Origin of the sequence: Amycolatopsis heterodermiae, assembly GCF_034929455.1 — a bacterium.
Classification (GTDB): Bacteria; Actinomycetota; Actinomycetes; order Mycobacteriales; family Pseudonocardiaceae; genus Amycolatopsis; species Amycolatopsis heterodermiae.
Genome location: NZ_JAYFSI010000016.1, coordinates 152,973 through 177,376 on the forward strand (window position 1 = coordinate 152,973; position 24,404 = coordinate 177,376).

20 protein-coding genes are annotated in these 24,404 nt (G+C 72.2%); 7 read left to right on the forward strand and 13 right to left on the reverse strand.

All coding sequences use genetic code 11. The features are described from left to right. The 7 genes from VA596_RS44445 to VA596_RS44475 all read right to left on the reverse strand — a co-directional run bounded on the left by VA596_RS44445 (window position 1) and on the right by VA596_RS44475 (window position 9,534). Window positions 1-831 (reverse strand): ABC transporter permease, encoded by an 831-nt coding sequence (locus VA596_RS44445; RefSeq protein WP_323336015.1) that lies wholly within the window; start codon window positions 829-831, stop codon window positions 1-3. Continuing rightward, the gene (locus VA596_RS44450) at window positions 831-1,637 is read right to left on the reverse strand and encodes an ABC transporter permease (protein WP_323336017.1); all 807 of its coding nucleotides are present in this window, start codon (window positions 1,635-1,637) and stop codon (window positions 831-833) included. The genes VA596_RS44445 and VA596_RS44450 overlap by 1 nt, the downstream gene beginning before the upstream one ends. A gap of 595 nt (window positions 1,638-2,232) precedes the next feature. Continuing rightward, window positions 2,233-3,177 (reverse strand): ABC transporter ATP-binding protein, encoded by a 945-nt coding sequence (locus VA596_RS44455; protein ID WP_323336018.1) that lies wholly within the window; start codon window positions 3,175-3,177, stop codon window positions 2,233-2,235. Between the two features lie 42 nt (window positions 3,178-3,219). Then, window positions 3,220-6,570, reverse strand: a complete 3,351-nt coding sequence (locus VA596_RS44460; protein ID WP_323336019.1) for a phosphodiester glycosidase family protein — start codon at window positions 6,568-6,570, stop codon at window positions 3,220-3,222. A gap of 113 nt (window positions 6,571-6,683) precedes the next feature. Then, window positions 6,684-7,409, reverse strand: coding sequence for a maleylpyruvate isomerase family mycothiol-dependent enzyme (locus VA596_RS44465; protein WP_323336020.1), 726 nt, complete (start codon window positions 7,407-7,409; stop codon window positions 6,684-6,686). 52 nt (window positions 7,410-7,461) lie between these two features. After that, the gene (gene ndk / locus VA596_RS44470; protein WP_323336022.1) at window positions 7,462-7,872 is read right to left on the reverse strand and encodes a nucleoside-diphosphate kinase; all 411 of its coding nucleotides are present in this window, start codon (window positions 7,870-7,872) and stop codon (window positions 7,462-7,464) included. A gap of 114 nt (window positions 7,873-7,986) precedes the next feature. Then, a complete protein-coding gene (locus VA596_RS44475; protein ID WP_323336024.1) occupies window positions 7,987-9,534 on the reverse strand; it encodes an alkaline phosphatase D family protein in 1,548 nt (515 codons plus the stop codon). Between the two features lie 123 nt (window positions 9,535-9,657). Between VA596_RS44475 and VA596_RS44480 the strand changes: the two genes are divergently transcribed. Further along, window positions 9,658-12,012, forward strand: a complete 2,355-nt coding sequence (locus tag VA596_RS44480) for a penicillin acylase family protein (protein WP_323336025.1) — start codon at window positions 9,658-9,660, stop codon at window positions 12,010-12,012. Window positions 12,013-12,034: 22 nt separating this feature from the next. Here the strand turns inward: VA596_RS44480 and VA596_RS44485 are convergent, their stop codons facing one another. Then, on the reverse strand, window positions 12,035-12,604 hold the full coding sequence (locus VA596_RS44485; protein ID WP_323336026.1) for a TetR family transcriptional regulator: 570 nt from the start codon (window positions 12,602-12,604) through the stop codon (window positions 12,035-12,037). A gap of 87 nt (window positions 12,605-12,691) precedes the next feature. On the opposite strand from VA596_RS44485, the gene VA596_RS44490 reads away from it, so the two are divergent. Continuing rightward, on the forward strand, window positions 12,692-13,585 hold the full coding sequence (locus tag VA596_RS44490) for an SDR family oxidoreductase (protein WP_323336028.1): 894 nt from the start codon (window positions 12,692-12,694) through the stop codon (window positions 13,583-13,585). Here the strand turns inward: VA596_RS44490 and VA596_RS44495 are convergent. Together VA596_RS44495 and folC are read right to left on the reverse strand one after the other, a co-directional pair. Continuing rightward, window positions 13,582-13,986: a DUF4233 domain-containing protein gene (locus VA596_RS44495; protein WP_323336029.1), complete on the reverse strand. Its 405-nt coding sequence runs from the start codon at window positions 13,984-13,986 to the stop codon at window positions 13,582-13,584. The genes VA596_RS44490 and VA596_RS44495 overlap by 4 nt on opposite strands. Continuing rightward, window positions 13,983-15,638 (reverse strand): bifunctional tetrahydrofolate synthase/dihydrofolate synthase, encoded by a 1,656-nt coding sequence (gene folC, locus VA596_RS44500; protein ID WP_323336031.1) that lies wholly within the window; start codon window positions 15,636-15,638, stop codon window positions 13,983-13,985. The genes VA596_RS44495 and folC overlap by 4 nt, the downstream gene beginning before the upstream one ends. 74 nt (window positions 15,639-15,712) lie before the next feature. Here folC and VA596_RS44505 point away from each other — a divergent pair, with 74 nt between their 5' ends. Further along, the gene (locus VA596_RS44505) at window positions 15,713-16,342 is read left to right on the forward strand and encodes a class I SAM-dependent methyltransferase (RefSeq protein ID WP_323336032.1); all 630 of its coding nucleotides are present in this window, start codon (window positions 15,713-15,715) and stop codon (window positions 16,340-16,342) included. Between the two features lie 84 nt (window positions 16,343-16,426). Continuing rightward, on the forward strand, window positions 16,427-17,302 hold the full coding sequence (locus VA596_RS44510) for an SGNH/GDSL hydrolase family protein (RefSeq protein ID WP_323336034.1): 876 nt from the start codon (window positions 16,427-16,429) through the stop codon (window positions 17,300-17,302). A 42-nt stretch (window positions 17,303-17,344) separates the two neighbouring features. On the opposite strand, the gene VA596_RS44515 is transcribed toward VA596_RS44510, so the two are convergent. Together VA596_RS44515 and VA596_RS44520 are read right to left on the reverse strand one after the other, a co-directional pair. Continuing rightward, the gene (locus VA596_RS44515) at window positions 17,345-18,133 is read right to left on the reverse strand and encodes an alpha/beta fold hydrolase (RefSeq protein ID WP_323336035.1); all 789 of its coding nucleotides are present in this window, start codon (window positions 18,131-18,133) and stop codon (window positions 17,345-17,347) included. Window positions 18,134-18,145: 12 nt separating this feature from the next. Beyond that, window positions 18,146-18,913 (reverse strand): alpha/beta fold hydrolase, encoded by a 768-nt coding sequence (locus tag VA596_RS44520; protein WP_323336036.1) that lies wholly within the window; start codon window positions 18,911-18,913, stop codon window positions 18,146-18,148. An 89-nt stretch (window positions 18,914-19,002) separates the two neighbouring features. On the opposite strand from VA596_RS44520, the gene VA596_RS44525 reads away from it, so the two are divergent. Continuing rightward, window positions 19,003-19,905: a LysR family transcriptional regulator gene (locus tag VA596_RS44525; protein ID WP_323336038.1), complete on the forward strand. Its 903-nt coding sequence runs from the start codon at window positions 19,003-19,005 to the stop codon at window positions 19,903-19,905. Between the two features lie 252 nt (window positions 19,906-20,157). Here the strand turns inward: VA596_RS44525 and VA596_RS44530 are convergent, their stop codons facing one another. After that, the gene (locus VA596_RS44530; RefSeq protein ID WP_323336040.1) at window positions 20,158-22,779 is read right to left on the reverse strand and encodes a valine--tRNA ligase; all 2,622 of its coding nucleotides are present in this window, start codon (window positions 22,777-22,779) and stop codon (window positions 20,158-20,160) included. A gap of 56 nt (window positions 22,780-22,835) precedes the next feature. Here VA596_RS44530 and VA596_RS44535 point away from each other — a divergent pair, with 56 nt between their 5' ends. Then, the gene (locus VA596_RS44535) at window positions 22,836-23,144 is read left to right on the forward strand and encodes a hypothetical protein (protein ID WP_323336042.1); all 309 of its coding nucleotides are present in this window, start codon (window positions 22,836-22,838) and stop codon (window positions 23,142-23,144) included. A gap of 50 nt (window positions 23,145-23,194) precedes the next feature. Beyond that, window positions 23,195-24,199: a hypothetical protein gene (locus VA596_RS44540; RefSeq protein ID WP_323336044.1), complete on the forward strand. Its 1,005-nt coding sequence runs from the start codon at window positions 23,195-23,197 to the stop codon at window positions 24,197-24,199. Window positions 24,200-24,404: the final 205 nt, after the last annotated feature.

Here is a 24,404-nt window from a genome sequence, read left to right on the forward strand (position 1 = left end):
TCAGGTCAGCAGGAGCTTTGCGATGCGGCGGGTCGACGCCCAGAGGCCCACTCCGCCCAGGGCCAGCAGGTAGGCGAGGTTGCCGAGCATGCCCGTCGAGAGGATGCCGGTCGCCAGGCCGCGCATCAGCTCGATCGCGTGGTAGAGCGGGAAGCAGCGGACCACCCACTGCAGGGGCTCGGGGTACACCGTCAGCGGGAAGAACGTCGTGGAGAACAGGAACATCGGCATCAGCACCAGCTGGATGTAGTCGAACTGGGCCGTCGACTTCACGAACGTCACCAGCGCCATGCCGATCGCCGAGAAGGCCAGCCCCACCAGGAGCGCCGCCGGGACCATCAGCAGCGCCCACCACGACGCCAGCAGGCCCATCGCCGCCGCGATGCCGAGGAACGCCACCGCGTAGACGCCGCCGCGCAGGATGGCCCAGCCGATCTCGCCGAGTGCGACGTCGAGCGGGCCGATCGGGGTCGCCAGCATCGCGTCGTACAGCTTCGCGTAGCGCAGCTTGAAGAACAGGTTGAACGTCGACTCGAAGACGGCGCCGTTCATCGCCGACGTCGCCAATAGAGCCGGGGCGACGAACGCGACGTAGCTCATCGGGCGGCCGTCGGGGCCGGTGACCTCGCTGACGAGCCTGCCGAACCCCAGCTGGAACGCCAGCAGGTAGAGGAACGGCTCGGCCGCGCCGGACAGGAAGATCAGCCAGCTGTTGCGGTAGACCATGGTCGCGCGCTCGATCAGCGCGCTCGCCCGGCCGGCGTACAGCCCGGGCGGGAGGATCCGCAGCAGCAGCCCGACGCGCCTCGGTGGGGCCTGGACGTTCACCATCAGACCACCAGCCTCTCGTAGAACGCCCGGTGCGCCAGCGCCCACCCGGCCGCGAACAGTGCCGCGAGCACGGCGAAGTGGCCGAGCATCGCCCAGCCGCCGACCCCGCCGACGCTCACGCCGCGGGCCAGCTGCGAGCCGTGCCACAGCGGGGAGAGCCAGGCCAGCCAGCGGATCGCGGCGGGCAGCTGGGAGATCGGGAAGAACGTGCCGGAGAACAACGTCATCGGCATCACGACGAAGCGGAAGATCAGCCCGAACCGCTGGCCCTCGTCGGAGGTGCGGGCGGCCAGCGCGGTCATCGGCGTGGTGCAGGCGAGCCCGGTGACCGTGCCGGCGACGATCACCAGCAGCACGCCGGGCCCGGTCCAGGCGCCGAAGAACAGCGCGACGAACGCGTAGATCGCGCCGGCCAGGGTCAGCCGCAGCGCCGACCAGATCAGGTGGCCGCCGAGCACCTGCCCGGGTGACACCGGCGTGGCGGTGACGGCCAGGTAGTCCTTCTGCCACTTGAACCCGGAGAGAACGGGGTAGCTCGACTCCCCGACCGCCTGCTGCGCGGCACCGGCGGCGAGCAGCGCGGGCGCGATGTACTGCAGGTAGGAGAGGCCGCCGGTAACCGCGCCGGGCCGCACCTGCGACCCGAAGCCCAGCCCCATGGCGGCGAGGAACAGCACCGGCTGGAGGCCGGTGGAGTACAGGGTGGTCAGCCAGTGCCGGCGGTACCAGGTCCAGTGCCCTTCGACGCGCAGCCAGGCACCGTGCCACTTGCCGACCACCCGGCCGGAGGACTCGACGGCAGTCATGGCCGCCTCCTGCCGCGGGTGTGGCGGTTCGGGAGTGGGTGAGCCGGTGCCGAGGGGCCGGAGGGAGCGTGTGTCGGCTCTGGCCGCCGGATCGACCTGGGCATGCGCTGGTGGGTGGCGATTCGGCCAGCGATGGAGCGATAGGCAAAGGCGGTGGCGGCGCAGCCCGCGGTCGCGGCGCAGCCCGCGGTTGCATTGGCGGCGCGACCGGCAGTGGCAGCGGCGGCGCGACTGGCAGTTGCGATGGCGGCCCAGCCCGCGCTGCCAGTGGCGGAGCGACCGGCAGTGACGACGGCGGAGCAACCCGCAGCGGCGATGGCAGTGCAGCTCGCGCTGCCGGTGGCGGAGCGACCGGAAATGGTGGCGGCGGTGCGGCGGGCAGTGGCGAAGGCGGTGCAGCTCGCGCTGCCAGTGGCGGAGCGACCGGCAATGGCGGCGGAGCGGCGGCCCGCGCTGCCGGTGGCGGCGCAGAGAGTGGTGAGCGGCCGGGAGGCGGGAACCGGCCGGTGGCCGCGATCGGCGGGGGCGGGCGCCGGCCGAAACCGGTCGGACGGTGGGGCGGTGGGGTGGGCCGGGCGGGTCGGTTCGGTTGGCATCAGTCCACCAGGGTCCGGCCGGTCAGTCTGAGGAAGACGTCCTCCAGGGAGCTGCGGCGTACCAGGCTCGACAGCGGCCGCAGGCCTCGGGCGTGGGTGCCTTCCAGGGCCGCCTCGCCGTTGTTGCTGTAGAGCAGTACCCGGTCCGGTAGCACCTCCACCCGCTCCGCCAGGCCCTCCACCTGCGACGCCGCCGACTCCTGCTCCCCCGACGCGAACCGCAGCTCGACTACTTCGCGCGTCGAGTAGCGGCTGATCAGCTCGGCAGGCGAACCCTCCGCGGCGATGCGGCCGTGGTCCATCACCACCAGCCTGTCGCACAGCTGCTCGGCTTCGTCCATGTAGTGCGTCGTGACGATCAGCGTGGTGCCCTGGGCCTTGAGCCGGAACAGCCGGTCCCACAACAGGTGCCGCGCCTGCGGGTCGAGACCCGTCGTCGGCTCGTCGAGCAGCAGCAGCTCCGGGTCGTTGACCAGCGAACGCGCGATCGTCAGGCGCCGCTTCATGCCGCCCGACAGCGGGTCGACCTTGTCGTCCGCGCGGTCGGTCAGCTGGGCGAACTCCAGCAGCTCCGCCGCTTTGCGACGAGCAGAAGCCCGGGACAGCCCGAAGTAGCGGGCGTACACGATCAGGTTCTCCCGGACGGTCAGCTCGACGTCCAGGTTGTCCAGCTGCGGCACCACGCCGAGGCGCGCGCGGATCCGCGGGCCCGCCGCGTCCGGGTCCAGGCCGAGCACCCGCAGGTCACCGTCGGTCCTCGGCGACACGCACGCGATCATCCGCATGGTCGACGACTTCCCGGCGCCGTTCGGGCCGAGGAAGCCGAACGCCTCCCCGCGCCGCACCTCGACGTCGATCCCGCGCACGGCTTCGAACTCGCCGAACCGCTTCACCAGTGCCTTGGCCTGCACCAGCGCCGGCTCCCGCTCCTCCGTTTGGTCCACGTCCCGAACACTAGGACCCGCCACCGACAAAAACCGAACGGTTTAGCCGCGAACGGTCGAAACCAGCGTTTTCGTCACCCCGTTGACCGTTACCGACAACCTCGCGACCCCCGGGCGCAGCGCCGTCAGCACGCCGGTCGACGGGTCGAACGACGCGACGTCCCACGGCGCCGGCGGCCAGCCGCCCGAGGCGATGTGCGTGCCCCACGCCCCCGTCCAGTCCGCGCTGACCGGGTACGACACCGGGACGTCGCGGGTGCCCTGCCGCAGCGTCGCGCGCACGTCGGCGCGGGCGCCCCGGGCAAGCTCCGCCGGACCCGCCACCGTCAGCGAGTCGACGTTCGGCCGCGTCTCGAACCGCACCGGCTGCGCGCGGTCGGCCGGGTCGACGCGCAGCAGCGTCCAGCCGACGAACCCGCCGTCGCCCGGCGCGGCCGCAGGCGCCTTGCCCGAGTTGCCGTTGACCAGGTACGGCACACCGTCCACACGCGACAGTGAGAACACGCCCGCGTGCGAGGCGATCGACGCCGCGGGTTTGCCGGACGCCTGCTCGAAACCGGTCAGCCAGCTGGTCAGCAGCGCGGCTTCCTTCGGGTCGGCGAGCTGGGAGTTCCCGGTCGGGCTCGGGTCCTTCACCGGGTGGTGCATCGCGACGACGACCCCGCGCACGTTCCGGTCGGCGGCCGCTGAGTCGAGCGCCGAGCGCAGCAGCCGGACCTGGTCGAACCCGCCGGCCCGCAGCGAACCGCGTGACGAGTCGAGCAGCACCAGCCGGATCCCGTGCAGGTCGACGACGCGGTGGGTGACGCCGAAGACGGCCTGGAAGTTGGCCAGCCCGTTGCCGCCCTCGGCCTCGTGGTTGCCCGGCACGTAGTACCACGGCGCCTTGCCGTCCAGCTCCTCGGAAATCACCTGCCGCGCCAGCGTGAAGTCGGGCGGGGTGCCGCGGTCGACGAAGTCGCCGTTGATCAGCACCAGGTCCGGCTTCGCCGCGACGGCCTCGCGCAGCGCCCGCCGCGCCTGCGCGACCAGCGGGCCCGCCGGGTCGTCCGCGGTGAACTGCGCGTCGCTGACGACGGCGACGCGCAGGCCGCCGGCGAGCGTCCCGTCGGTGACCAGCGCCGGGTCGTGCGGCGCCGGGTCCGCGGGCACCGTCGCCGACGGCGCCACCTCGAACGTCAGGTCGTCGAACACCAGATGACCCTCGTACTGCTGGTCCGGCACGTTTTCGACGGCGTAGAAGCGCGCCAGCCGCTGGCCGTCGGGCAGCCCGGCGGGCACCGTCGCGGCGACGTACCGCCAGCCCGTCCAGTCCACGTTCAGCGAGAGGTCCACAATGGACGCGACGTTGGCGCCGTCGCGCAGTTCCGCCCGCAGCCAGGCACCCTTGCCGTCGCCGTTCACCCACAGGCCGATCTTCTGCGTGCCCTTCGGCACCGGCAAAGCCGCCGACGGCGTCACGTAGGCGGCGCGGGTCGCGGTCGTGCCGGTGAGGCGGTAGTCCAGCGCGAGACCGGCGCCGCCGTCCCGGCCGGGTGCCGCGGACAGCGCCGCGCCGACGACCGCCGGGTACACCGTGGCCGCCCAGCCCGCCGGGCCGTCGAACGGCGCCGCGACCTGCGCGACCGTGCCGACCGAGGCTGCCAGGTGGGTGGTCAGGCCCGCGGCCGTCGCGGTGATCGCGGAGGCGCCGGACGCGGTCAGCGCCGTCACCGAGTAGCCGTCGCCCGCCGGGGTCACGCGCACGACCGAGTGGTCGTAGTCGAGCTTGACGTCGCCGGGCTCCAGCCAGGTGCCGTACCCGTCGGCGTCGTAGCCGTAGACCTTGAACGTGCTCGTCGCGCCGGCCGCCGACAGGGCCACTTGCTCGGTGCTCGTGCCGAGCCGGACCGGCTTGCCCAGCACGGAAAGCGCCGTCTTCCCGGACGCCCGGCCCGACTTCGCGACGACGTCGACCCCGCCGGGGCTGTGCCCGGTCACGACCCCGTGCGTCACGGTCGCCCGCCGGAGGTCGGACGTCGTCCAGCGCGGGTCGGCGGCGACCGCGGCACCGGTCTCGTCGTGGCCGTCGGCGACCAGGTGCCGGGTCAGGCCGGACAGGACGCGGGTCGCGTCGGCCGTCGCCACCGCGGGGGCGGGCGCGAAGGCGGTCAGCCGTCCGCTGCCGGGGACCGTGCCGAAGCCGATCCCGTTGGGCACCAGGCGTTCCCCGCCGTCGGAGGGTGAGTTGCGGATGCTCGGCGCTGCCTCGCCTTCGTTGCGCGCCAGGAGCGTCGACGAGCCGCCGCCGTCGAGGTTGATCGCGTCGTCGGCCCCGAGGCTCTTCATGTGCCGCGCGAGTTCCAGCTCGGTCATGCCGCGGCTGTCGGCCTGCCGTCCGTCCACTGTGGCCAGCCAGAGCTTCGTGCCGTCGGCGGAGAACCCGACCGCGGTCCGCGGGTGCATCGCCACGTTGTCGACGGGCTGCACGACGCCGTCGCGCAGCAGGACTTCGTTGCCGCCCACCGCGACCGCGATCTTCCCGGCGTCCGTGCGCGGCGCGTACGCGACGCCGACCGCGTCACCCGGCTTCAGCGCGGCGAGCGCGTCCGCACCGGACTCGCGGGCCAGGAGCACGGTCGTGCCCGCCGCGATCGGGCCGTCCGCGGGCGCCGTGCGGACCTGCGTGACGACGCCGTCGCGCAGCTCGACCTCGAGCACCCGGGACGCGCCGGCCACCGACGTCGCGCGGCCGGAAGCGCCCCACAGCGGCGTGTAGACGCCGATCGCGTCCCGGTCGAGGACCGGGCTGTTGAAGTTCGCAGCCTTCACGGCGGTGCCGCCGGGGAGCGTGACCGTGGCTTCGAGGAAGACCGACGCGAGACGCGCCTTGCCTTCGTCGGTGATCGACGCCGTGAGGTTGTGGCCGGCCGCGGGCGCGGTCTGCAGCTGCCCGTGGTCGACGCCGACGCCGATCGGCGCGCCGGTGGCGTTGATGTCGAAGAAGTCGCCGTTCACGCCGGCGACCGCGCCGGCGCGCGCGACCTGCTGCGAAAGCGGCGTGCGCGCGGAAACCGTACCCGGGCTCAGGTAGGTGGGCTTGAGCACCTTGCTGTGCAGGTCGACGGCGAGGGTGTCCCCGCGGATCCAGCCCGCCGGGTCGTAGCGGTCGAACTGGGTGAGGTTCAGGCCGGGGGCGACCTCGGTGGTCGCGCTGCCGGTGACGAGGCCGTCGTCGGGGTCCGCGGCGGCGAACGTGACCGGGCCTTCGTGGGCCGACGACGCGGCGGGCGCGGCCTCGATCGGCGGGGTGCCGAGCGGCGCGTACAGAGGGTCGGCGTGGGCCGGGACGACGATCGCCGACGCGAACAGCGCGACGAGCGCGCCGGAGAGAACCGTGCGTGACTTCTTCACCGGGTACCCCAGTATCGAGTGAGAGAGTGAGCCGGACCAGCACAGCGCAGCGGCACGGCCACGGGAAGGCTTCCCGGTGAACGCCGCCTGAATGGTCTAGAACAGCTACCGGGTCAGGGGGTGAGCGGTGCGGCGAGCAGGGCGGCCGCGGCGGCGCCGTCGGTCCGCGGTGCCGGGCCGGTGCGCTTCCACAGCCGCAGCAGGAGATCCCGCGCCGGGGCTTCGACGGTCGCGGCGCCGTCGGCGGCCGGGCCCAGCGCGGGCGGTTCGCCGGGGTGGACGGTCCAGACGTCACCGGTGTCGGTGGCGCGCAGCGCGACGGGCCCTGGCAACTGGGGCACGGGGTGCCAGCGGGTGACCCGCGGCATCAGGACGGCGAGGACCTCGTCGACGCCGTCGGCGGCCACGGCCGGGTCGAGCGCGAAGTCCTGGCCCGCCGCGTGGCGGGCGTCGGCGAGGTGGACGGCGGTTTCGTGGACCTGGCGGCGGTACCAGAACGCCTTGGTCTTCTCGGCGCCGCCGAAGTGCCAGCAGCGGTCTTCGGGGTCCGCGGCTTCGAGCGCGTCCAAGAGCTGCTGGGCACTCGATGCGTACCAGGACGCGAGGTCGGTGCCGGGGCCGTTCGTGAAGCTCTGCCGCTGGGATTCGCCGGTCGTGACGACGGAGGCGGCCCAGCGGTGGACGTTCCCGAGGTGCGTGCCGAGGTCGGCCAGCGTCCACGCGCCGCAGTCCGCCACCGGGGCGGCGGGGTCGGCAGTGCGCAGGACGCCGGTGAACCCGCCGGTCAGCTCCCGCAGCACGGGCAGGTAGTCGCGGGCCGGGAACGGCATCGTCGTCACGGGGTCCTCCGGGAGGGAACCGGGGCCACGCGCGGCGTGGCCCCGGTGTCGATCACAGGTCGGGGAACCAGAGCTTCAGCTCGCGCTCGGCCGACTCCGGCGAGTCCGAGCCGTGGACCAGGTTGTACTGGGTCTCCAGGGCGAAGTCGCCGCGGATGGTGCCCGGGGTGGCCTTCTCGACCGGGTCGGTGCCGCCGGCCAGCTGGCGGAACGCCGGGATGGCGCGCGGGCCCTCGACGGCGAGCGCGACCAGCGGGCCCGAGGTGATGAACTCCAGCAGCTCGCCGAAGAACGAACGCTCCTTGTGCTCGGCGTAGTGTTCCTCGGCCAGGGCCTGGGGCACGGTGCGCAGCTCGAGGGCGACGAGCTTGAGGCCCTTGCGCTCGATCCGCGAGACGACCTCGCCGACGAGGCCGCGCGCGACGCCATCGGGCTTGACCAGGACCAGCGTGCGTTCAGTCACGACGGTGTTTCTCCTTGTTGCGGTTGCGTGTCGGTGCGCGCGAGCCTAGCCGACCCCCTCGACGGCCTTCGTAGTCGACGTCACAAACCGGGCGGGCGGGCCCGGCGACCGGCGTCAGCGGCCCTGTGGGTGCAGCTTCTTGGACCACAACGACGCACCGGTCGCGTCGCGCAGGTCCACCGTCAGGTCGCCGCTCGGGCCGTCGACGTTCAGCTCGCCGAAGTGCTGGAAGCCGTCGATCGGGGCCGTGTTCGCGGCCGGTGGGGCGTGGACGAACACCGCTTCCGGGCCGAACGTCGGGTCGAGGGTGTTGGGGCCGAACGCGCCCGCGTTCAGGGGCCCGGACACGAACTCCCAGAACGGGTCGAAGTCCTGGAACGCCGCGCGGTCCGGCGAATAGTGGTGCGCCGCCGTGTAGTGGACGTCCGCCGTCAGCCAGACGACGTTGCGGACCCGGCGGCGCTGGATCTCCCGCAGCACCCAGGCCAGCTCCGTCTCGCGGCCGCCGGGCGCGCCCGGCAGGTTGTTCGCCACCGCCTCGATCGCGGTGCCGTCCGGGACGACCAGGCCCAGCGGCATGTCCGCCTGGACGATCTTCCACGTCGCCGTGCTGCGGCCGAGCGCGTCGGCCAGCCAGCGGGCCTGGCGGTCGCCCAGGATGTAACCCGGCTTCGTCTGGTCGGCCGTGTTGGCGTTGCGGTAGGTCCGCATGTCCAGCACGAAGATCTCGGCGCGCGTGCCGTACTTGAAGCTCCGGTAGACGCGGCCGTCCACCGCCTGGCGCGAGTCGATCGGGTGCCACTCGTGGAACGCCTGGTACGCCCGCGGCGCCAGCACGTCGACGCGCTTCTCGGTGTACGCCGGGTTGTCGAGGATCTTGCCCGGGTACCAGTTGTTCAGGACTTCGTGGTCGTCCCACTGGACGTACGACGGCACCTGCGCGGCAAAGCGGCGGAAGTGCTCGTCGAGACGGTTGTACGCGTGCTGGCCGCGGAACTCCGCCAGCGTCTCGGCGACCTTCGACTTCTCGGTCGTCACGACGTTGCGCCAGGTGCGCCCGCCCGGGAGCGTGACGGTCTCGGTCAGCGGGCCGTCGGAGTACACCGTGTCGCCGCTGTGCAGGAACACGTCCGGGCGCCGCGCGGCCATCGCGGAGAAGATCGTCATGCCGCCCAGGTCCGGGTTGATCCCCCAGTTCTGGCCGACGACGTCGCCCGACCACAGGATCCGGGCGCTGCTGCGGCCGACCGGCGCCGTGGCGAACGTGCCCGTCAGCGGCTCGCTCGTGGCGCGCCCGTCCAGCGACTCCGCCGTGACGCGGTAGTGGAAGTCGGTGCCCGGCGTCAGCCCGGCGACGCGGATCCGGCCAGTGCCGTCACTGTCCGGGCCGACGAGAGGTCCGGTGACGCGGCGGGCGTGCCGGAACGACGGGTCCCGCGCGATCTCGACGACCAGCCGCGACGGCCGGTCCGCGCGCGACCAGACGACGGCGGACCCGGGCGTGACGTCCCCGGACTGGACGCCGTGGGTGAGCACGGGCCGGTCGCGGCGCACCAGCGGCGTCGCGGCGAAGGCGGTGGACGGCAGCACGAGCGTGGCGGCGGCGCCGGTCAGGCCGGCCTTGAACAGCGTGCGGCGGGAGTGGCAGGTCGGTTCGGTCATGGGCGGATCAAACCCCGCCCCGGCCAACGCCGGATGGCGCGCGGGTGAACGGAATCCGGGGGATTTCCCCCATGGCGGACGTCCTCGCCGTCGGTAACGTGGCGATCACGACAAGGGGGTCAGATGAGACCATTCAGGAAAACCCTGGCTGTGCTGACGGCCGCGCTCACCATCACCACGCTGGGTACCGGGATCGCGGAAGCGGGCCAGGACGGCGCCAAGGCCGTCCTCCGCTACACCGAACACGGCATCCCGCACATCGTCGCGAAGGACTTCTCCGGACTCGGGTACGGGTACGGCTTCGCGGCGGCGACCGACAACGTCTGCGAGCTCGCGAACATCTACCTGACGGTGAGCGCGCAGCGTTCGAAGTACTTCGGCCCCGGCGGCGAGGGCTACCCGTCGCTGTCCGAAGCGGGCAGCAACCTGCACAGCGACCTGTTCTTCCAGCAGCTCAACGACTCCCACGTCGTCGACCGGCTGGTCGCGCAGCCCGCGCCGCAGGGGCCGCGGCCCGAGGTCCGCGAGATCGTCTCCGGGTACGTCAAGGGCTTCAACGCCTACCTCGCGCGCACCGGCCGGTCCGGGATCTCGGACCCCGCCTGCCGCGGCGCCGACTGGGTCCGGCCGATCACCGAGCAGGACTTCTACCGGCACTACTACGCCATCGCGATCACCGGCGGGCAGGGCGTCTTCACCGAAAGCCTGTTCACCGCACCGCCGTCCGGCGCGACACCGGCACCGGGGACGGCGGGCCAGCTCTCGGCGAGCGTCCGGCAGGCGCTCGGCGGGAGCGGCCTCGGCAGCAACGGCATCGCGATCGGGTCCGAAAGCACCGCTGCGGGCCAGGGCAGCGTGCTGCTCGGCAACCCGCACTACCCGTGGCAGGCCGGCCGCCGGTTCTGGCAGAGCCAGCTGACCATCCCCGGCCGGTTCGACGCCGCCGGCGCGAGCCTGCTCGGCATGCCGTTCGTCCAAATCGGGCACACCGCGGACGCCGCGTGGACGCACACGGTGTCCACCCCCGTCACGTTCGGCTTCTTCGAAGTGCCGCTGCAGGCGGGCGACCCGACGACCTACCTGGTCGACGGCACGCCGGAGAAGATGACGTCCCGCGACGTCGCGGTCCAGGTGCGCCAGGCCGACGGCTCGCTGAAGCCGGTCCGCCAGACGTTCTGGTCGACGCGCTACGGGCCGGTGATCGGCGACTTCCAGGGCATTCCCCTGCCGTGGACGGCGAAGTCGGCGTACACGGCGCGCGACGCCAACGCCACGAACCTGCGCGGGCTCAACACCTGGTTCGAGCTCGACCAGGCCCGCAGCACGGCCGACGTCTCGCGCGCGCTCAGCAGCACCCAGGGCGTGCCGTGGGTGAACACGATCGCCACCGACCGGGCGGGCCACGCGCTGTACTCCGACGTCCAGGTCGTACCGCACGTCACCGACGAGCTGGCGGCGAAGTGCAGTACTTCTTTGGGGCAGCAGACGTTCCCCGAGGTCGGACTGGCCATTTTGGACGGTGGCAAGTCGTCGTGCGGCTGGGGCTCCGACCCCGGCGCGATCGAGCCGGGCATCTTCGCACCCTCGCGGCTGCCGCAGCAGCAGAGCCGGGACTACGAGCTGAACACCAACGACAGCGCCTGGCTCGCGAACGCGAAGACCCCGATCACGGGCTACCCGCGGATCGCCGGCGACATCGGCACCGAGCGCAACCCGCGGACCCGGGAAGCGTTGCTCACGGCGGAAAAGGGCGGGTTCACGACGGACTCGATGAAGAAGACGCTCTTCGCCGACCACAGCCTGATCGCCGATCTGGCGGCGGCGGACCTGGCGAAGCTGTGCGCGTCGTTCCCCGGCGGGCAGGCGCCGTCGTCGTCCGGCCCGGTGCCGGTCGGGCCCGCCTGCACGGCGTTGGCGAGCTGGGACCACACGTACTCGCTCGACAGCCGTGGATCGCTGCTGTTCCAGCAGTTCGCCGCCAGGCTCGGCGCGCTGCCCCGCTTCACCGTGCCGTTCGACCCGAAGGCGCCGGTCACCACGCCGAACACGCTCAACACCGGGAACGCGGACATCCGGAAGGCGTTCGGGGACGCGATCACCCAGCTGCGCACCGCGGGCCTCGCGCCCGACGCCCGGCTGCGGGACGGCCAGGCCGTCACCCGCAACGGCGAGCGCATCCCGATCCACGGCGGGCAGGGTTTCCTCGGCGTGCTCGACGTCGTCACGCCGCAATGGGATCCGGCCCACGGGAACACCGAGGTCGTGCACGGGTCGAGCTACGTCCAGGTGGTCGGGTTCAGCGGGCGCGCGTGCCCGGACTCCTCGACGTTGCTGACGTACTCGCAGTCGGCGAACCCGAAGTCGCCGTACTACAGCGACCAGACGAAGCTCTTCAGCCGGGGCGAGTGGGTGAAGGAACGCTTCTGCGAAGCCGACATCCTGCGCTCCCCCGCGCTGCGGGTGGTCGTGCTGCGCTGACGTCCGCGGCGGAGGCGGACGCTCAGGCGCCCGCCTCCGCCGTGAGGCCGCGGAGATCGGCGAAGGTCTCGTCCAAGTGCTCGTCCAGGGCTCGCGAAGAGTCGTCGAGCCAGGCCTGGACGGCGTGGTGGCAGGTGGCCCAGCCGGTCTGGGCGGCCAGGCCGGCCAGCCGCTCACCGACTCCGCGCCGCCGCAGTGCCTCGGCCAGCGCTTCGGTGAGGTACGCGTGCTTGGCCAGCTCGCGCTCGCGCAGGGCGGGGGTCGCGGCGATGACGGCCAGCCGCGGTTCCGAGAACGGGCGGTTCCGCTCGAGGATCTCCCCGGCCTTCCGGAACGCGCGGAGCAGGACGTCGAACGGCTCCAAGCCGTCCGGCGCCGCGGCCACCTCCCGCACCATCGCGTCCCGCAGGTCGGCTTCCCCACCGAAGAGCACTTCGCGCTTGTCCGAGAAGTGGCGGAAGAACGTGCGCTCGGTGACGCCCGCGCGGGCCGCGATCTCGGCCGTCGTCGTCCGGTCGAACCCACGTTCGCCGTACAGCTCCAGCGCCGCCTGCTGCAGGCGGCGGCGCGCTTCTTCTCCGCTTCGTGGCACCCCGTGAGCCTACCCGGTAGCGCCAGTCACTGACGCTACGAGGTACGGTTCGTAGTGTCAGTCACTGGCACTACGCGGGAGAGTCCCATGCACGTCTTCGTCACCGGCGGTTCCGGCCTGACCGGCCCCGCCATCGTCACCGAACTCGTTTCCGCTGGTCACAGCGTTACCGGCCTGGCCCGTTCGGACGCCTCGGCCGCCCGGCTCGAGGCTCTGGGCGCCATCCCGCACCGCGGCTCGTTGGACGACCTCGGCAGCCTGCGCGCCGGCGCCGAAGCCGCCGACGGCGTCGTCCACATGGCGTTCGGCGGCGACTTCGCCGACCCCGACGACATGATGCGGCGCGACCGGACCGCGATCGAGGCGCTCGGCCAGGCCCTGGAGCACACCGGGAAGCCGTTCGTCAGCACGTCCGGCACGCTGGTCATGCCCGCCGGCCGGGAGAGCACCGAGCGGGACGAGCCCGACGCGACCGGGCGGGGCGCGTTCCGGATCCCCGGCGAGCGGGCCTGCCTGGGCTTCGCCGAACGCGGTGTGCGGTCGAGCGCCGTCCGGCTGGCCCCGACCGTGCACGGCCCGGGCGACTACGGCTTCATCGGCCTGCTCGTCGACACCGCGCGCAAGACCGGCGTCTCGGCCTACGTCGGCGACGGCGCCAACCAGTGGCCCGCGGTCCACCGCCTCGACGCGGCGGTGCTGTTCCGCCTGGCCCTGGAGCAGGCTCCCGCGGGCAGCGTCCTGCACGGTGCCGCCGAGAACGTCGTCTTCAAGGACATCGCCGAGACGGTCGCCCGCGGGCTCGGCCTGCCGACGGCCGCGCTGACCCCGGAGGAAGCCTCGACGCACTTCGCGAGCCCGTTCCTGGGCACGGCGTACGCCTTCGACGCACCCGTCTCCAGCACGCTCACCCGGGAGCTGCTCGGCTGGTCACCGAGCCACCCCGCCCTGCTCGACGACCTCGAGCGGGGCGACTACCTCTAGGCCTGGGGTTGCTGCTGGCTGGCCAGGGTGCCAGCCGCCATCCGGCGGGCGACGTCCTTGCGCAGCCACAGCAGCCACAGCCAGACCGCCAGGAAGATCACGCCCAGCACGGCGATCGCGGGCAGCCAGAACACCAGCACGATCAGCACGACCTGCAGCGCGAGGAGCACCGGGACCGTCCACGGGCGCTTGACGAACCCGCACAGGACGACGTGCAGGAGCGCGACGGCCAGCACCGTCCAGCCGGTCGCCGTGCTGATGCCGCCGCCCAGCTTGTTCACCACCGGCAGCGCCAGCGCCACCGTGATGCCCTCCAGGATCAGCATCCCCGACATCACGCCGCGGAACCCCTTCATCGGGTCCTTCGGCTTCGGCCGCGGGGCCGGGGTTTCCTCGCTCACGACGGCTCCTTCCCGAACAGCGTGCGCGCCTCGCCCGCGGTGACGACCGAGCCGGTGACCAGCACGCCGCCGCCCGCCAGCGGCTCCTCGGGATCGTCACTGGTCTCCACCAGCGCGATCGCCGTCTCGACCGCGGTCTCCAGGTCGGTCTCGGCGACGACGCGGTCCTCACCGAAGATCGAGATCGCCAGCTCGTTGAGCTCTTCCAGCGGCATCGAGCGCGGGGACGAGTTGCGGGTGACGACGACGTCCGACAGCACCGGCTCGAGCGCGTCGAGGATGCCGCGGGCGTCCTTCTCGGCCATCACGCCGACGACGCCGACCAGGCGGCGGAAGGCGAACTCCTCGGCCACGGTCGCCGCCAGCGCGCGGGCGCCGTGCGGGTTGTGCGCGGCGTCGAGCAGCACGGTCGGCGCCGCGCGGACGCGCTCGAGCCGTCCGGGGTTCTCGACCTCCGCGAACGCTTCGCGCACGGCCTCGACGACCAGTTGCTTGTCCTTGCCCGCGCCGAAGAACGCCTCGACGGCGGCCAGCGCGAGCGCGGCGTTCGCGGCCTGGTGGGCGCCGTGCAGCGGCAGGAAGACCTCGTCGTAGACGCCGCCGAGGCCCTGCAGCTTCAGCATCTGCCCGCCGACGGCGATCTCGCGCTCGAGCACGCCGAACTCGCTGCCGGCGCGGGCGACCGCGGCGTCGACCTCGACGGCGCGGTCCAGCAGCACCTTCTGGACCTCGGGGTCCTGCTCGGCGATCACCGCGACGGAACCGGGCTTGATGATCCCGGCCTTCTCCTTCGCGGCGCCGAGGATGTCCGGGCCGAGGTACTCGATGTGGTCGAGGCCGATCGGCGTGATGACGGCAACGTCGGCGTCCGCGACGTTCGTGGCGTCCCAGGCCCCGCCCAGGCCGGCCTCGATGACGGCGGCCTCCACGGGCGCGTCGGCGAAGGCGGCGAACGCCATCCCGGTGAGGATCTCGAACTTGCTCATCGCCACGCCGTCGGCGGCGGCGCCGTCCACCATGGCCACGTACGGCGCGAGGTCGTGCCACAGCTCGGCGTAGCGCGCGGCGGAGATCGGCCGGCCGTCCAGCGCGATCCGCTCGGTGACCAGCTGCAGGTGCGGGCTCGTGTAGCGGCCGACGCGCAGGCCCATCCGGGTCAGCAGCGAGTCGATCATCCGGGCCGTGGAGCCCTTGCCGTTCGTGCCGGCCACGTGCAGCACCGGGTACCCGCGGTTCGGCTCGCCCAGCAGCTGCACCAGCGCGGAGATGCGGGTCAGCGACGGCTCGATCTTCGTCTCCGGCCAGCGCTGGTTCAGCTCGGCCTCGACGGCCATCAGCTCGCGGCGGGCCTCCGGGCCGTCCGGGTGGCCGTACGCCTCGGGTACGCCCTGGTCGTCGAGCTCGTGCAGCTCGGCGTCCTCGGCGGTGATCATGTCGGGCACCGGGCCGGTGGCGAGGTTGTCGCCCAGCTGGCCGATCCCGCCGATCCCGCCGCGCGAGCCGCCGCCCGCGTCGAACGCGGTGTCCCGCGCGTCCAGTTCGGGGTCGGTGTCGTCGTCGTCCTCGTACCCCTGGGCGCCCAGTTCGTCGACGCCCGCGAAGCTGTCCAGATCCGACAGGTCCGGCCCGCGACCTGTCTCATCCTGCGGCACTGAATCTCCTCCGGCCTGGGGTTTTCGCACTTGCCTTGCGAGTCTACGTGCGTGATTGGTGGCACTCTCGACGCATGCCGTTCAACCACAACGACCACTACCACCCGCTGCTGCTGGACCAGCTGCCGCCGGGGCCGGGGATCGCGCTGGACGTCGGCTGCGGCACCGGCCGGTTCGCGCGGCGGCTGGCCGCGACCGGGATGGCGGTGGAGGCGCTCGACGTGTCGGCGGCCATGGTGGAGGCGGCGTCGGGCCTCGGGTCGCCGGGCCCGGGCAAGATCGTCTACCGGCAGGCGGACGTCACCACCGACGACCTGCCGGAGCAGCACTACGACTACATCTCGTGCCTGGCGTCGCTGCACCACGTGCCGTTCGGGACGGTCGCCAAGCTGCGCCGCGCCCTGGTGCCGGGCGGGGTGCTCGTCGTGCTGACGCCGGCCCGGCCGAGCGGCCCGCGCGACTGGCTGCGGGAGCTGGCGGCCGTGCCGGCCAACGCGCTGGCCCGGCTGGTCGTCTACGCGGGCGAGCGGCTCAACGGCGGCGGGGACGACGGCCCGCAGGCGCCCACGCTGTCCCGGTTCCCGGCGATCGGCGAGGTGCGGCGCGACGCCGCCCGGCTGCTGCCCGGCAGCACCGTCCGGCCGCTGCTGTTCTGGCGCACGCTGATCACTTACCGTGAGCCAGAGGACGATCACCCGTTGTGACACCACGGGCGGGTGAAGTCCGCCCCCGCACCACCCCGTGCTCGCTAGATGTGGAGGGAGTTTTCCGAACGGAACGGGGTCTTCATGCGCATCACCCGGCTGCTCATCGCCGTCGTCTCGGCAGCCACCGTCCTCACCACCGGCGTCACCGCGGCTTCGGCCGCACCGCGCGTCGGCCATTACGTCGCACTCGGCGACTCCTACACCTCCGGGCCGTTCATCCCGGTCCAGCGGACCGACCCGCTCGGCTGCGGGCGGTCGAGCGCGAACTACCCGTCGGTGCTGGCGGACTCGCTCGGCGTCGGCGACTTCGACGACGTCAGCTGCGCCGGGGCCGACACCACGAACATGACCCGGCCGCAGTCCGTGCCGTTCGGCGGCACCAACCCGCCCCAGCTGGGCGCGCTGCGGATCGACACCGACCTGGTCACCCTCGGCATCGGCGGCAACGACTTCGGCGTCTTCAGCGGCGTCATCTCGACGTGCCCGGGCCTGCGGAAGGCCGACCCGACGGGCAGCCCGTGCCAGGAGCACTTCACGAAGAGCGGCGTCGACACGGTGAAGACGGCGATCGGGAACATCGAGCCGCGGGTCGAGGCCGTCCTGGCCGCCATCCACCAGCGCTCGCCCGGCGCGCGGGTGCTGGTCGTCGGCTACCCGCGGATTGCCCCGGCGAGCGGCTACTGCCCGGACATCCTGCCGTTCGCCGACGGCGACTACGCCTGGCTGAACGAGGTGGAGCAGGACCTGAACCAGACCCTCGAGAACGCCGTCGACGCGGACGGCAACGCGGCCTACGTCGACACGTACGGCCCGTCGCGCGGGCACGACGCCTGCGCCCGCGGCGGCTCGGCGTGGATCAACGGCAAGGACCAGAACGTCTTCGTCGCGGCGGCCTACCACCCGCTGAAGGCGGGCATGGCCGGTATGGCCGCGGTGGTGCTCAAGCAGGCCCGCTGATCGCGCGTGAGGGGCACCCGCTCGGCTGCCCCTCACGCGCTTTCAGGCGAGGAAGTCCAGGACCAGGCGGGCGAATTCGTCCGGTAGCTCGGCCGGAGCGCCGTGGCCCGCGTCGATCGTGGCGGCGCGGGCGCCGGGGATCGCCGCGACCAGGTCACGCTGCTGCCCGGCCGTGACGATCCGGTCGTGCGCGCTGCCGAGCACCAGCGTCGGCGCGGTGATCAACCCCAGGACCCGCCGCAGGTCGACGTGGCGGTCGGCCTCCGTCTGGCGGTCGGTGCCCGGCTGGACCAGCTTCGTGAGGTCCGTGACGAGCTGCTCGTTGCCGGCCGTGGTCGCCGTGGCCCAGTAGCGCGGGCCGAACGCCATCAGCGGCAGCATCCGGGCGAACGCCGCCGGGCCGTCGGCCAGCAGCTCCAGCCAGTAGCGGAACTCGGCGTCCTGGCGGACGTCGGTGACCGGCCAGGCCGCGTGCAGCACCGCGGAGCGCACCCGGTCCGGGTGGGTGCCGGCCAGGTGCGCGGCGACGACGGCGCCGAGCGAGTGCCCGACGACGTGCGCGGCCGCGACCCCGGCGTCGTCCAGCACGGCCAGCGCCTCGGCGGCCAGGTCGGCGACGTCGACGGGCCCGCCGTGGTCGGTGGTCAGCCCGGAGCCGGAGAAGTCCGGGGCGAGCACGGTGAACCGGTCGCGGGCGAGCGCCGTCAGCGGCCCCCACTGTTCGCGGGACGCGGCGGTGCCGTGGAGCAGGAGCAGCGCGGGGCCGGTGCCGTCGACGTCGTAGTGCACGGCGGCGTCCCCGCCGGCCAGGGTCACGGGGACCGTGGGCATGTGTGTTCTCCTTCAGGCGAGGACGGTCCGGAGCGCGGCGGTGAACGCGCGGGGGTTCTCCTGGTGCGGGATGTGGCCGCAGCCGGCGATGACGTGCACCCGGGCGCCCGGCGTGGCGGCCGCGCAGCTGCGCGGGACCTCCAGGGGGATCTCGGTGTCGAGCTCGCCGTGCAGGTAGGTGATCGGGACGGTCAGCTCCGGCAGCCGCGGCCGCGGGTCGTACTTCGTCACCTCGGTGAACAGGTCGTCGCTGTAGACGCTCGAGTCCGCCAGCTGGCGCACGGTCCAGTCGACCAGCCCCGGCGAGACACCCGGCGCAAACCAGTTAGGCACCCACTCGGCCAGGGTCCCGATGCGGTCGTCGGCCATCCGCTCCCGCAGGTCGAGGACCTTCTCCAGCATCGCGTCGGCCGGCCAGTAGGCCGGGCCGTCCACCGCGACGACGTGCTCGACCAGGTCCGGGCGGGCCAGCGCCAGCTCGGTGGCGAAGACCGCGCCGAACGAGGAGCCGACGACCACGGGCTTGTCGAGGTCCAGCGCTTCGATCACGGCGGCGACGTCGCCGGTCAGGCCGTCGATCGTGTTGCCCTCGAGCGGGTGGTCCGACCGGCCGCACCCGCGCCAGTCGAGGGTGACGACGCGGTGGTCGCGCACCAGGTCCGGCAGGCACGACTGCCAGACGAGGCCGCTGGTCCCCCAGCCGTGCAGGAGGAGCAGCGCGGGGCCGTGGCCGGCGTCTTCGTAGTGCAGGCGGGTGCCGCGAACGTGCAGGTAGGGCATGTCCTGGTCCTTTCTTCCGGCTTCCAGCCAACCGCCCGGGCGCGGCTTTTCCGAGGGGCACTCCGCTCCTACACTGATCACGAACGCTGATGAATGGGGGCGCGGTGGAGCTGCGGCAGGTGCGGTACTTCCTCGCGGTCGCCGAGGAGCTGCACTTCGGGCGGGCGGCGGAGCGGCTGCACATCGTCCAGCCCGCGGTGAGCCAGCAGGTGCGGCGGCTGGAGCGTGAGCTGGGGGTCTCGCTGCTGGACCGGACGACGCGTTCGGTGTCCCTCACCGAGGCCGGGCAACGGTTCCTCCCGCACGCGCGGGCGGTGCTCGCAGCCGCCGACCGCGCGGCCGATTCGGTGGCGGAGTTCCGCGTCCCGGGCACGCTGGTCCGCCTGGGCACGAGCGAGGGCCTCGGCGACCGCTTGGATCCCTTGCTCGGCGCGTTCGCCCGTCTCGCACCTTCGGCTGCTTTGGAGCTGGTCCACGCGCCGACCACCCAGCGCCTGCAACGCGTCCGCGACGGTTCCCTGGACGCCACGATCGTCCGCGGCTCGTGGCCGGGTTCGGGGCTGGACTTCACTCCCCTGTGGACGGACGAGGTGATGGTCGCCCTGCCCGCGTCGCACGCGCTGGCTGCTTGTGACGTGGTTTCCTTCGCTTCGCTGGCTTCACTCCCGGTTCGTCTGAGCCCGCCGTCGCGGAATCAGCCGTTGTACGACCTGGTGGTGTCGTGCTGCCGGGAGGCGGGCTTCGAGCCGGTGCTGGGCAAGGACTTCACGACGGCTCAGGACACCTTGGGCACGCTGGGCTACGGCCGTCCACACTGGACGGTCTTCTACCGGGCGCACGCGAACCTGCTGCCGGTGCCGGGGGTGGTGTTCCGGCCACTGCGGGATCCATCGCCGGTGATGCCGACCTACCTGGCGACCCCGGCGGACCGCCGGGTGACTCCGGAGCTGGTGGCGCTGATCGAAGCCGCGCGGGAGACCGAATCGCGCTGAGCAGCCCCCGTTTTCCACGCTATCGAAAGGGTACGACAGTCCTGGCCATTCCCGGCGACGCGAACGGGCGGCGGCACTTTCACGTGAAAGTGCCACTTGGGAGGCGTGTCGGCGTGCAGCCGCACCACCTCGGCACCTTTCTCGAGCAGGTATCCGCCCGCGCGGCCAATTGTGACGAGCCCCTATGGAGCGCACTCGTTCCACGACGAAGCCCGGCACTCCCGAAGGAGCGCCGGGCTTCGGTCGGCTACCTCAGGCGCTGGGCAGGGCCGCCAGGCGGGCCGTGATGCGGTCGATGTCCGCGACCGCCGTTTCCTTGCGGACCTTGATCTTGTCGATCACCGGGGCCGGGGCCTTCGCGATGAACGCCTCGTTGCCCAGCTTGGCCTCCGTCTGGGTCAGCTCCTTCTGGGCCGCCGTCAGGTCCTTCTCCAGCCGCTTGCGCTCCGCTGCCACGTCGACCGTGCCCGAGAGGTCCAGTTCCACCGTGACCACGCCGTCCGCCAGGGCCACCTCGAGGGACGCGCTCGCCGCGAACTCTTCCGCGGGGGCCGTCAGGCGCACCAGCGAGCGGATCGCCTCTTCGTGACCGCCCGCGTAGCCGGCGAGGCGGGCCGCGACCTTCTGGCCCGGCTTGAGGCCCTGGTCGGCGCGGAAGCGGCGGATCTCCGTCACCAGCTTCTGGACGTCCGCGATCCGGGCGTCGGCCGTCGCGTCCGCGTAGCCCTCGAAGGCCGTCGGCCACGAAGCGATCACCAGGGACTCGCCGCCGGTCAGGGCCGTCCACAACTTCTCGGTGATGAACGGGATGAACGGGTGCAGCAAGCGCAGCACCGTGTCCAGCACGTGGCCCAGCACCGAACGCGTGGCCGAGACTCGCGCGGAATCCCCTTGGTACAGCTGGACCTTCGCCAGTTCCAGGTACCAGTCGCACAGCTCGTTCCAGGTGAACTGGTAGAGCGCGCCCGCCACCTTGGCGAACTGGAAGTCCTCGAACAGGCCGTCCACTTCGGACACCAGCGCGCCGAGGCGGCCGAGGATCCAGCGGTCCGACTCCGTCAAGTCGGCGGCAGCAGGCAGCGGAGCCGCGACCGAAGCGCCGTTCATCATCGCGAACTTGGTGGCGTTCCACAGCTTCGTGCAGAAGTTGCGGGAGCCCGCGGCCCACTCGTCGGCCAGCGCCATGTCCGCGCCCGGGTTGGCGCCGCGGGCCAGGGTGAACCTCGTGGCGTCCGCGCCGTAGGCGTCCATCCACTCCAGCGGGTCGATCACGTTGCCGCGCGACTTGGACATCTTCTTGCCCTGCGCGTCACGGATGAGACCGTGCAGGTACACGTGGTCGAACGGCTGCTTGCCATCCATCTGCTGCACGCCGAACATCATCATCCGGACGACCCAGAAGAACAGGATGTCGTAACCGGTGGACAGCACGCTGGTCGGATAGAACTTGGCCAGGTCCTCCGAATCGGAGGGCCAGCCCAGCGTCGACATCGGCCACAGGCCCGAGGAGAACCAGGTGTCCAGGACGTCCGGGTCCTGCGTCCAGCCCTCACCCGCCGGCGGCTGCTCGTCCGGGCCGACACAGACGACCTCGCCGTCCGGGCCGTAGAAGACCGGGATGCGGTGGCCCCACCACAGCTGGCGCGAGATCGTCCAGTCGTGCATGTTGTCGACCCAGTCGAAGTACCGCTTGCCCAGCTCCGGCGGGTGGATCTTGGTGCGGCCGTCACGCACCGCGTCGCCGGCCAGCTTGGCCAGCTCCTCGACCTTGACCCACCACTGCAGCGACAGCCGCGGCTCGACGACCGTGTCGCAGCGCGAGCAGTGCCCGACGGCATGCACGTACGGCCGCTTCTCGGCGACGATCCGGCCGAGCTCGCGCAGCGCCGCGACCACCGCGGGCCGCGCCTCGAACCGGTCCAGCCCCTCGAACGGGCCCTTCACCGTGATCTCGGCGCGCTCGTTCATCACGGTGAGCATCGGCAGGTCGTGGCGGCGGCCGATCTCGAAGTCGTTCGGGTCGTGCGCCGGGGTCACCTTGACCGCGCCGGTGCCGAACTCCGGGTCGACGTGCTTGTCCGCCACGATCGGGATGCGGCGGCCGGTGAGCGGCAGCTCGACGGTGGTGCCGACCAGGTGCGCGTAGCGCTCGTCGTCCGGGTGGACGGCGACCGCGGTGTCGCCCAGCATCGTCTCGGCGCGGGTGGTGGCCACCACGATCGCGTCGTCACCGTCGCCGTAGCGGATCGACACGAGCTCGCCGTCGTCGTCGTTGTGGTCGACCTCGATGTCCGACAGCGCGGTCTGGCAGCGCGGGCACCAGTTGATGATCCGCTCGGCGCGGTAGATCAGGCCCTCGTCGAAGAAGTTCTTGAACACCGTCTGGACGGCCTTCGACAGGTTCTCGTCCATGGTGAAGCGCTCGCGCGACCAGTCGACGCCGTCGCCGAGGCGCTTCATCTGGCCGAGGATCCGGCCGCCGTACTCGGCCTTCCACTCCCAGACGCGCTCGACGAACTTCTCGCGGCCCAGGTCGTGGCGCGAAAGGCCCTCACCGGCGAGCTGGCGCTCGACGACGTTCTGCGTCGCGATGCCGGCGTGGTCCATGCCCGGCAGCCACAGCACCTCGTAGCCCTGCATCCGACGGCGGCGGCTCATCGCGTCCATCAGGGTGTGGTTGAGCGCGTGGCCCATGTGCAGCGAACCGGTTACGTTCGGCGGCGGCAGTACGATCGAGAACGGCGGCTTCTCCGACGAGGCGTCGGCCGTGAAGTACCCGGCCGCTACCCAGCGATCGTACATCGGTGCTTCCTCGGCGGCCGGGTCCCAGGCACCCGGAAGGTCGGTGGTCTGCTGCGGAGCGTTCTCGGTCACAATGGACAAGTCTACGAACCCGTCACGGCGGGTCACCCAGGGGGAAGGCACTCGGGATGGCACAGCCTCAGCAACCGCAGGATCCGGACGACCGGCGCCTCGAGACGCACCCGGACCTGATGAACCCCGACTGGCAGAAGTACGCCGAGCGGGACGCCTGGCTGGGCGCCAAGAAGGACCTGAGGAAACGCCGTAAGCGCGAGAGCCGCACCGGCGGCACCCAGCGGCCCGGCACCAGCCGGTGGCCGGGATTGCTCGCGCTGCTGCTCGTCGTCGTGCTGGTCGCGGCGGCCGTCGTCGTGCACCAGGTCCAGGGGGTCGGCGTCAACGAAGACCCGTTCATGTTCTTCGGCGTTTCCGCGTAACGAACTGTCCCTGCTGTCGATGATCAGGCATCGACTGTGGGGGAAAGCACGTGGACGAGGACGATCTGCTCGAATCGCACCCGGACCTGATGGACCCGGAGTGGCGCAAGCACGCCAAGACCGACGCCTGGCTGGGCGCGAAACAGGACCGCAAGAAGGTCCGCAGGCAGCAGCGGCGCAGCCGCCCGCGCAATCCTCGACGCCGGTGGTGGGTGTTCGCCGTGTTCGTGGCGATCCTGGCCGTCGCGACCGGGGCGATCGTGCTGGTCGGGCACCGTTCGTCGGTCGCAACGCCCCCGCCGCCGAACCCGACGAAGGTGTCGCAGTACGCCCACGTCGACCTGGCCCGGCCGTACGCCAACACCCCCGCCGACACGTGGCCGAAGGGGATCGACGGCATCACTTCGCCCGCCCCGGCGGCCATCGGGTCGTTCAAGGCCGAAGCGGTCGCGGACGCCTACGCGAAGGCCCGGCAGGCCATCACCGCCTCCGGGCTCGACCCCGCGGTGCTCGTCGCGCACGACCCGAAGGGCTTCCTCGCGCTGTTCGCCCCGGACCAGCGTGACCAGCTGGCCCCGCGGCTGGCGCGGAAGCCGTCGAAGGACGACGGCGGTTTCTCCTCGTACCTGACCGAGATCGCCGACGGCTACCACCTGCTCGACGCAGGCCCCCGCACGTTCGGCACGCTCACCGCGCGCGCCGGCGACAAGCCCGGCGAGCTGGCCGTGGACGCGAAGTACGTCATCGCCTACGCCTTCGACAACGTCCACCCCGAGTCGCTGACCAGCCCGAACGAGATCGTCAGCTTCCTGCGCGCCGACCAGACCTTCGTCGTCGCCACCGGTCCCCACTTCACCGACGCCAGCCACGGCCTCTGGATCGACGGCGGCCAGAGCGCGTATTCGGCGGTCGGCTGCGCCGCCGCCCGGGAGGGCTACCTGGCCCCCGGCTACGCGAACCCGCCGACCGGCACGGGCACGGGCGGCGACCAGGACGCACCCGGCTACTACGACCCGAAGTACCCGGTACCGACCCTGGACGGCTGTCCCGCCTGACCCGTCGCACGTGGCCCGAGGCCGATCTCGCGTGATCGGGAACGAAACCCGCGTGGTTGAAGGCGGAACTCGCGTGATCAGGCGGGCATCACGCGTGCTTGAGAGGGCATCTCGCGTGATCAGGCGGGCATCACGTGTGATTGAAGGGGCATCACGCGTGATTGGGAGGGCATCACGTGTGATTGGCGGGACGACACGGCGTGAG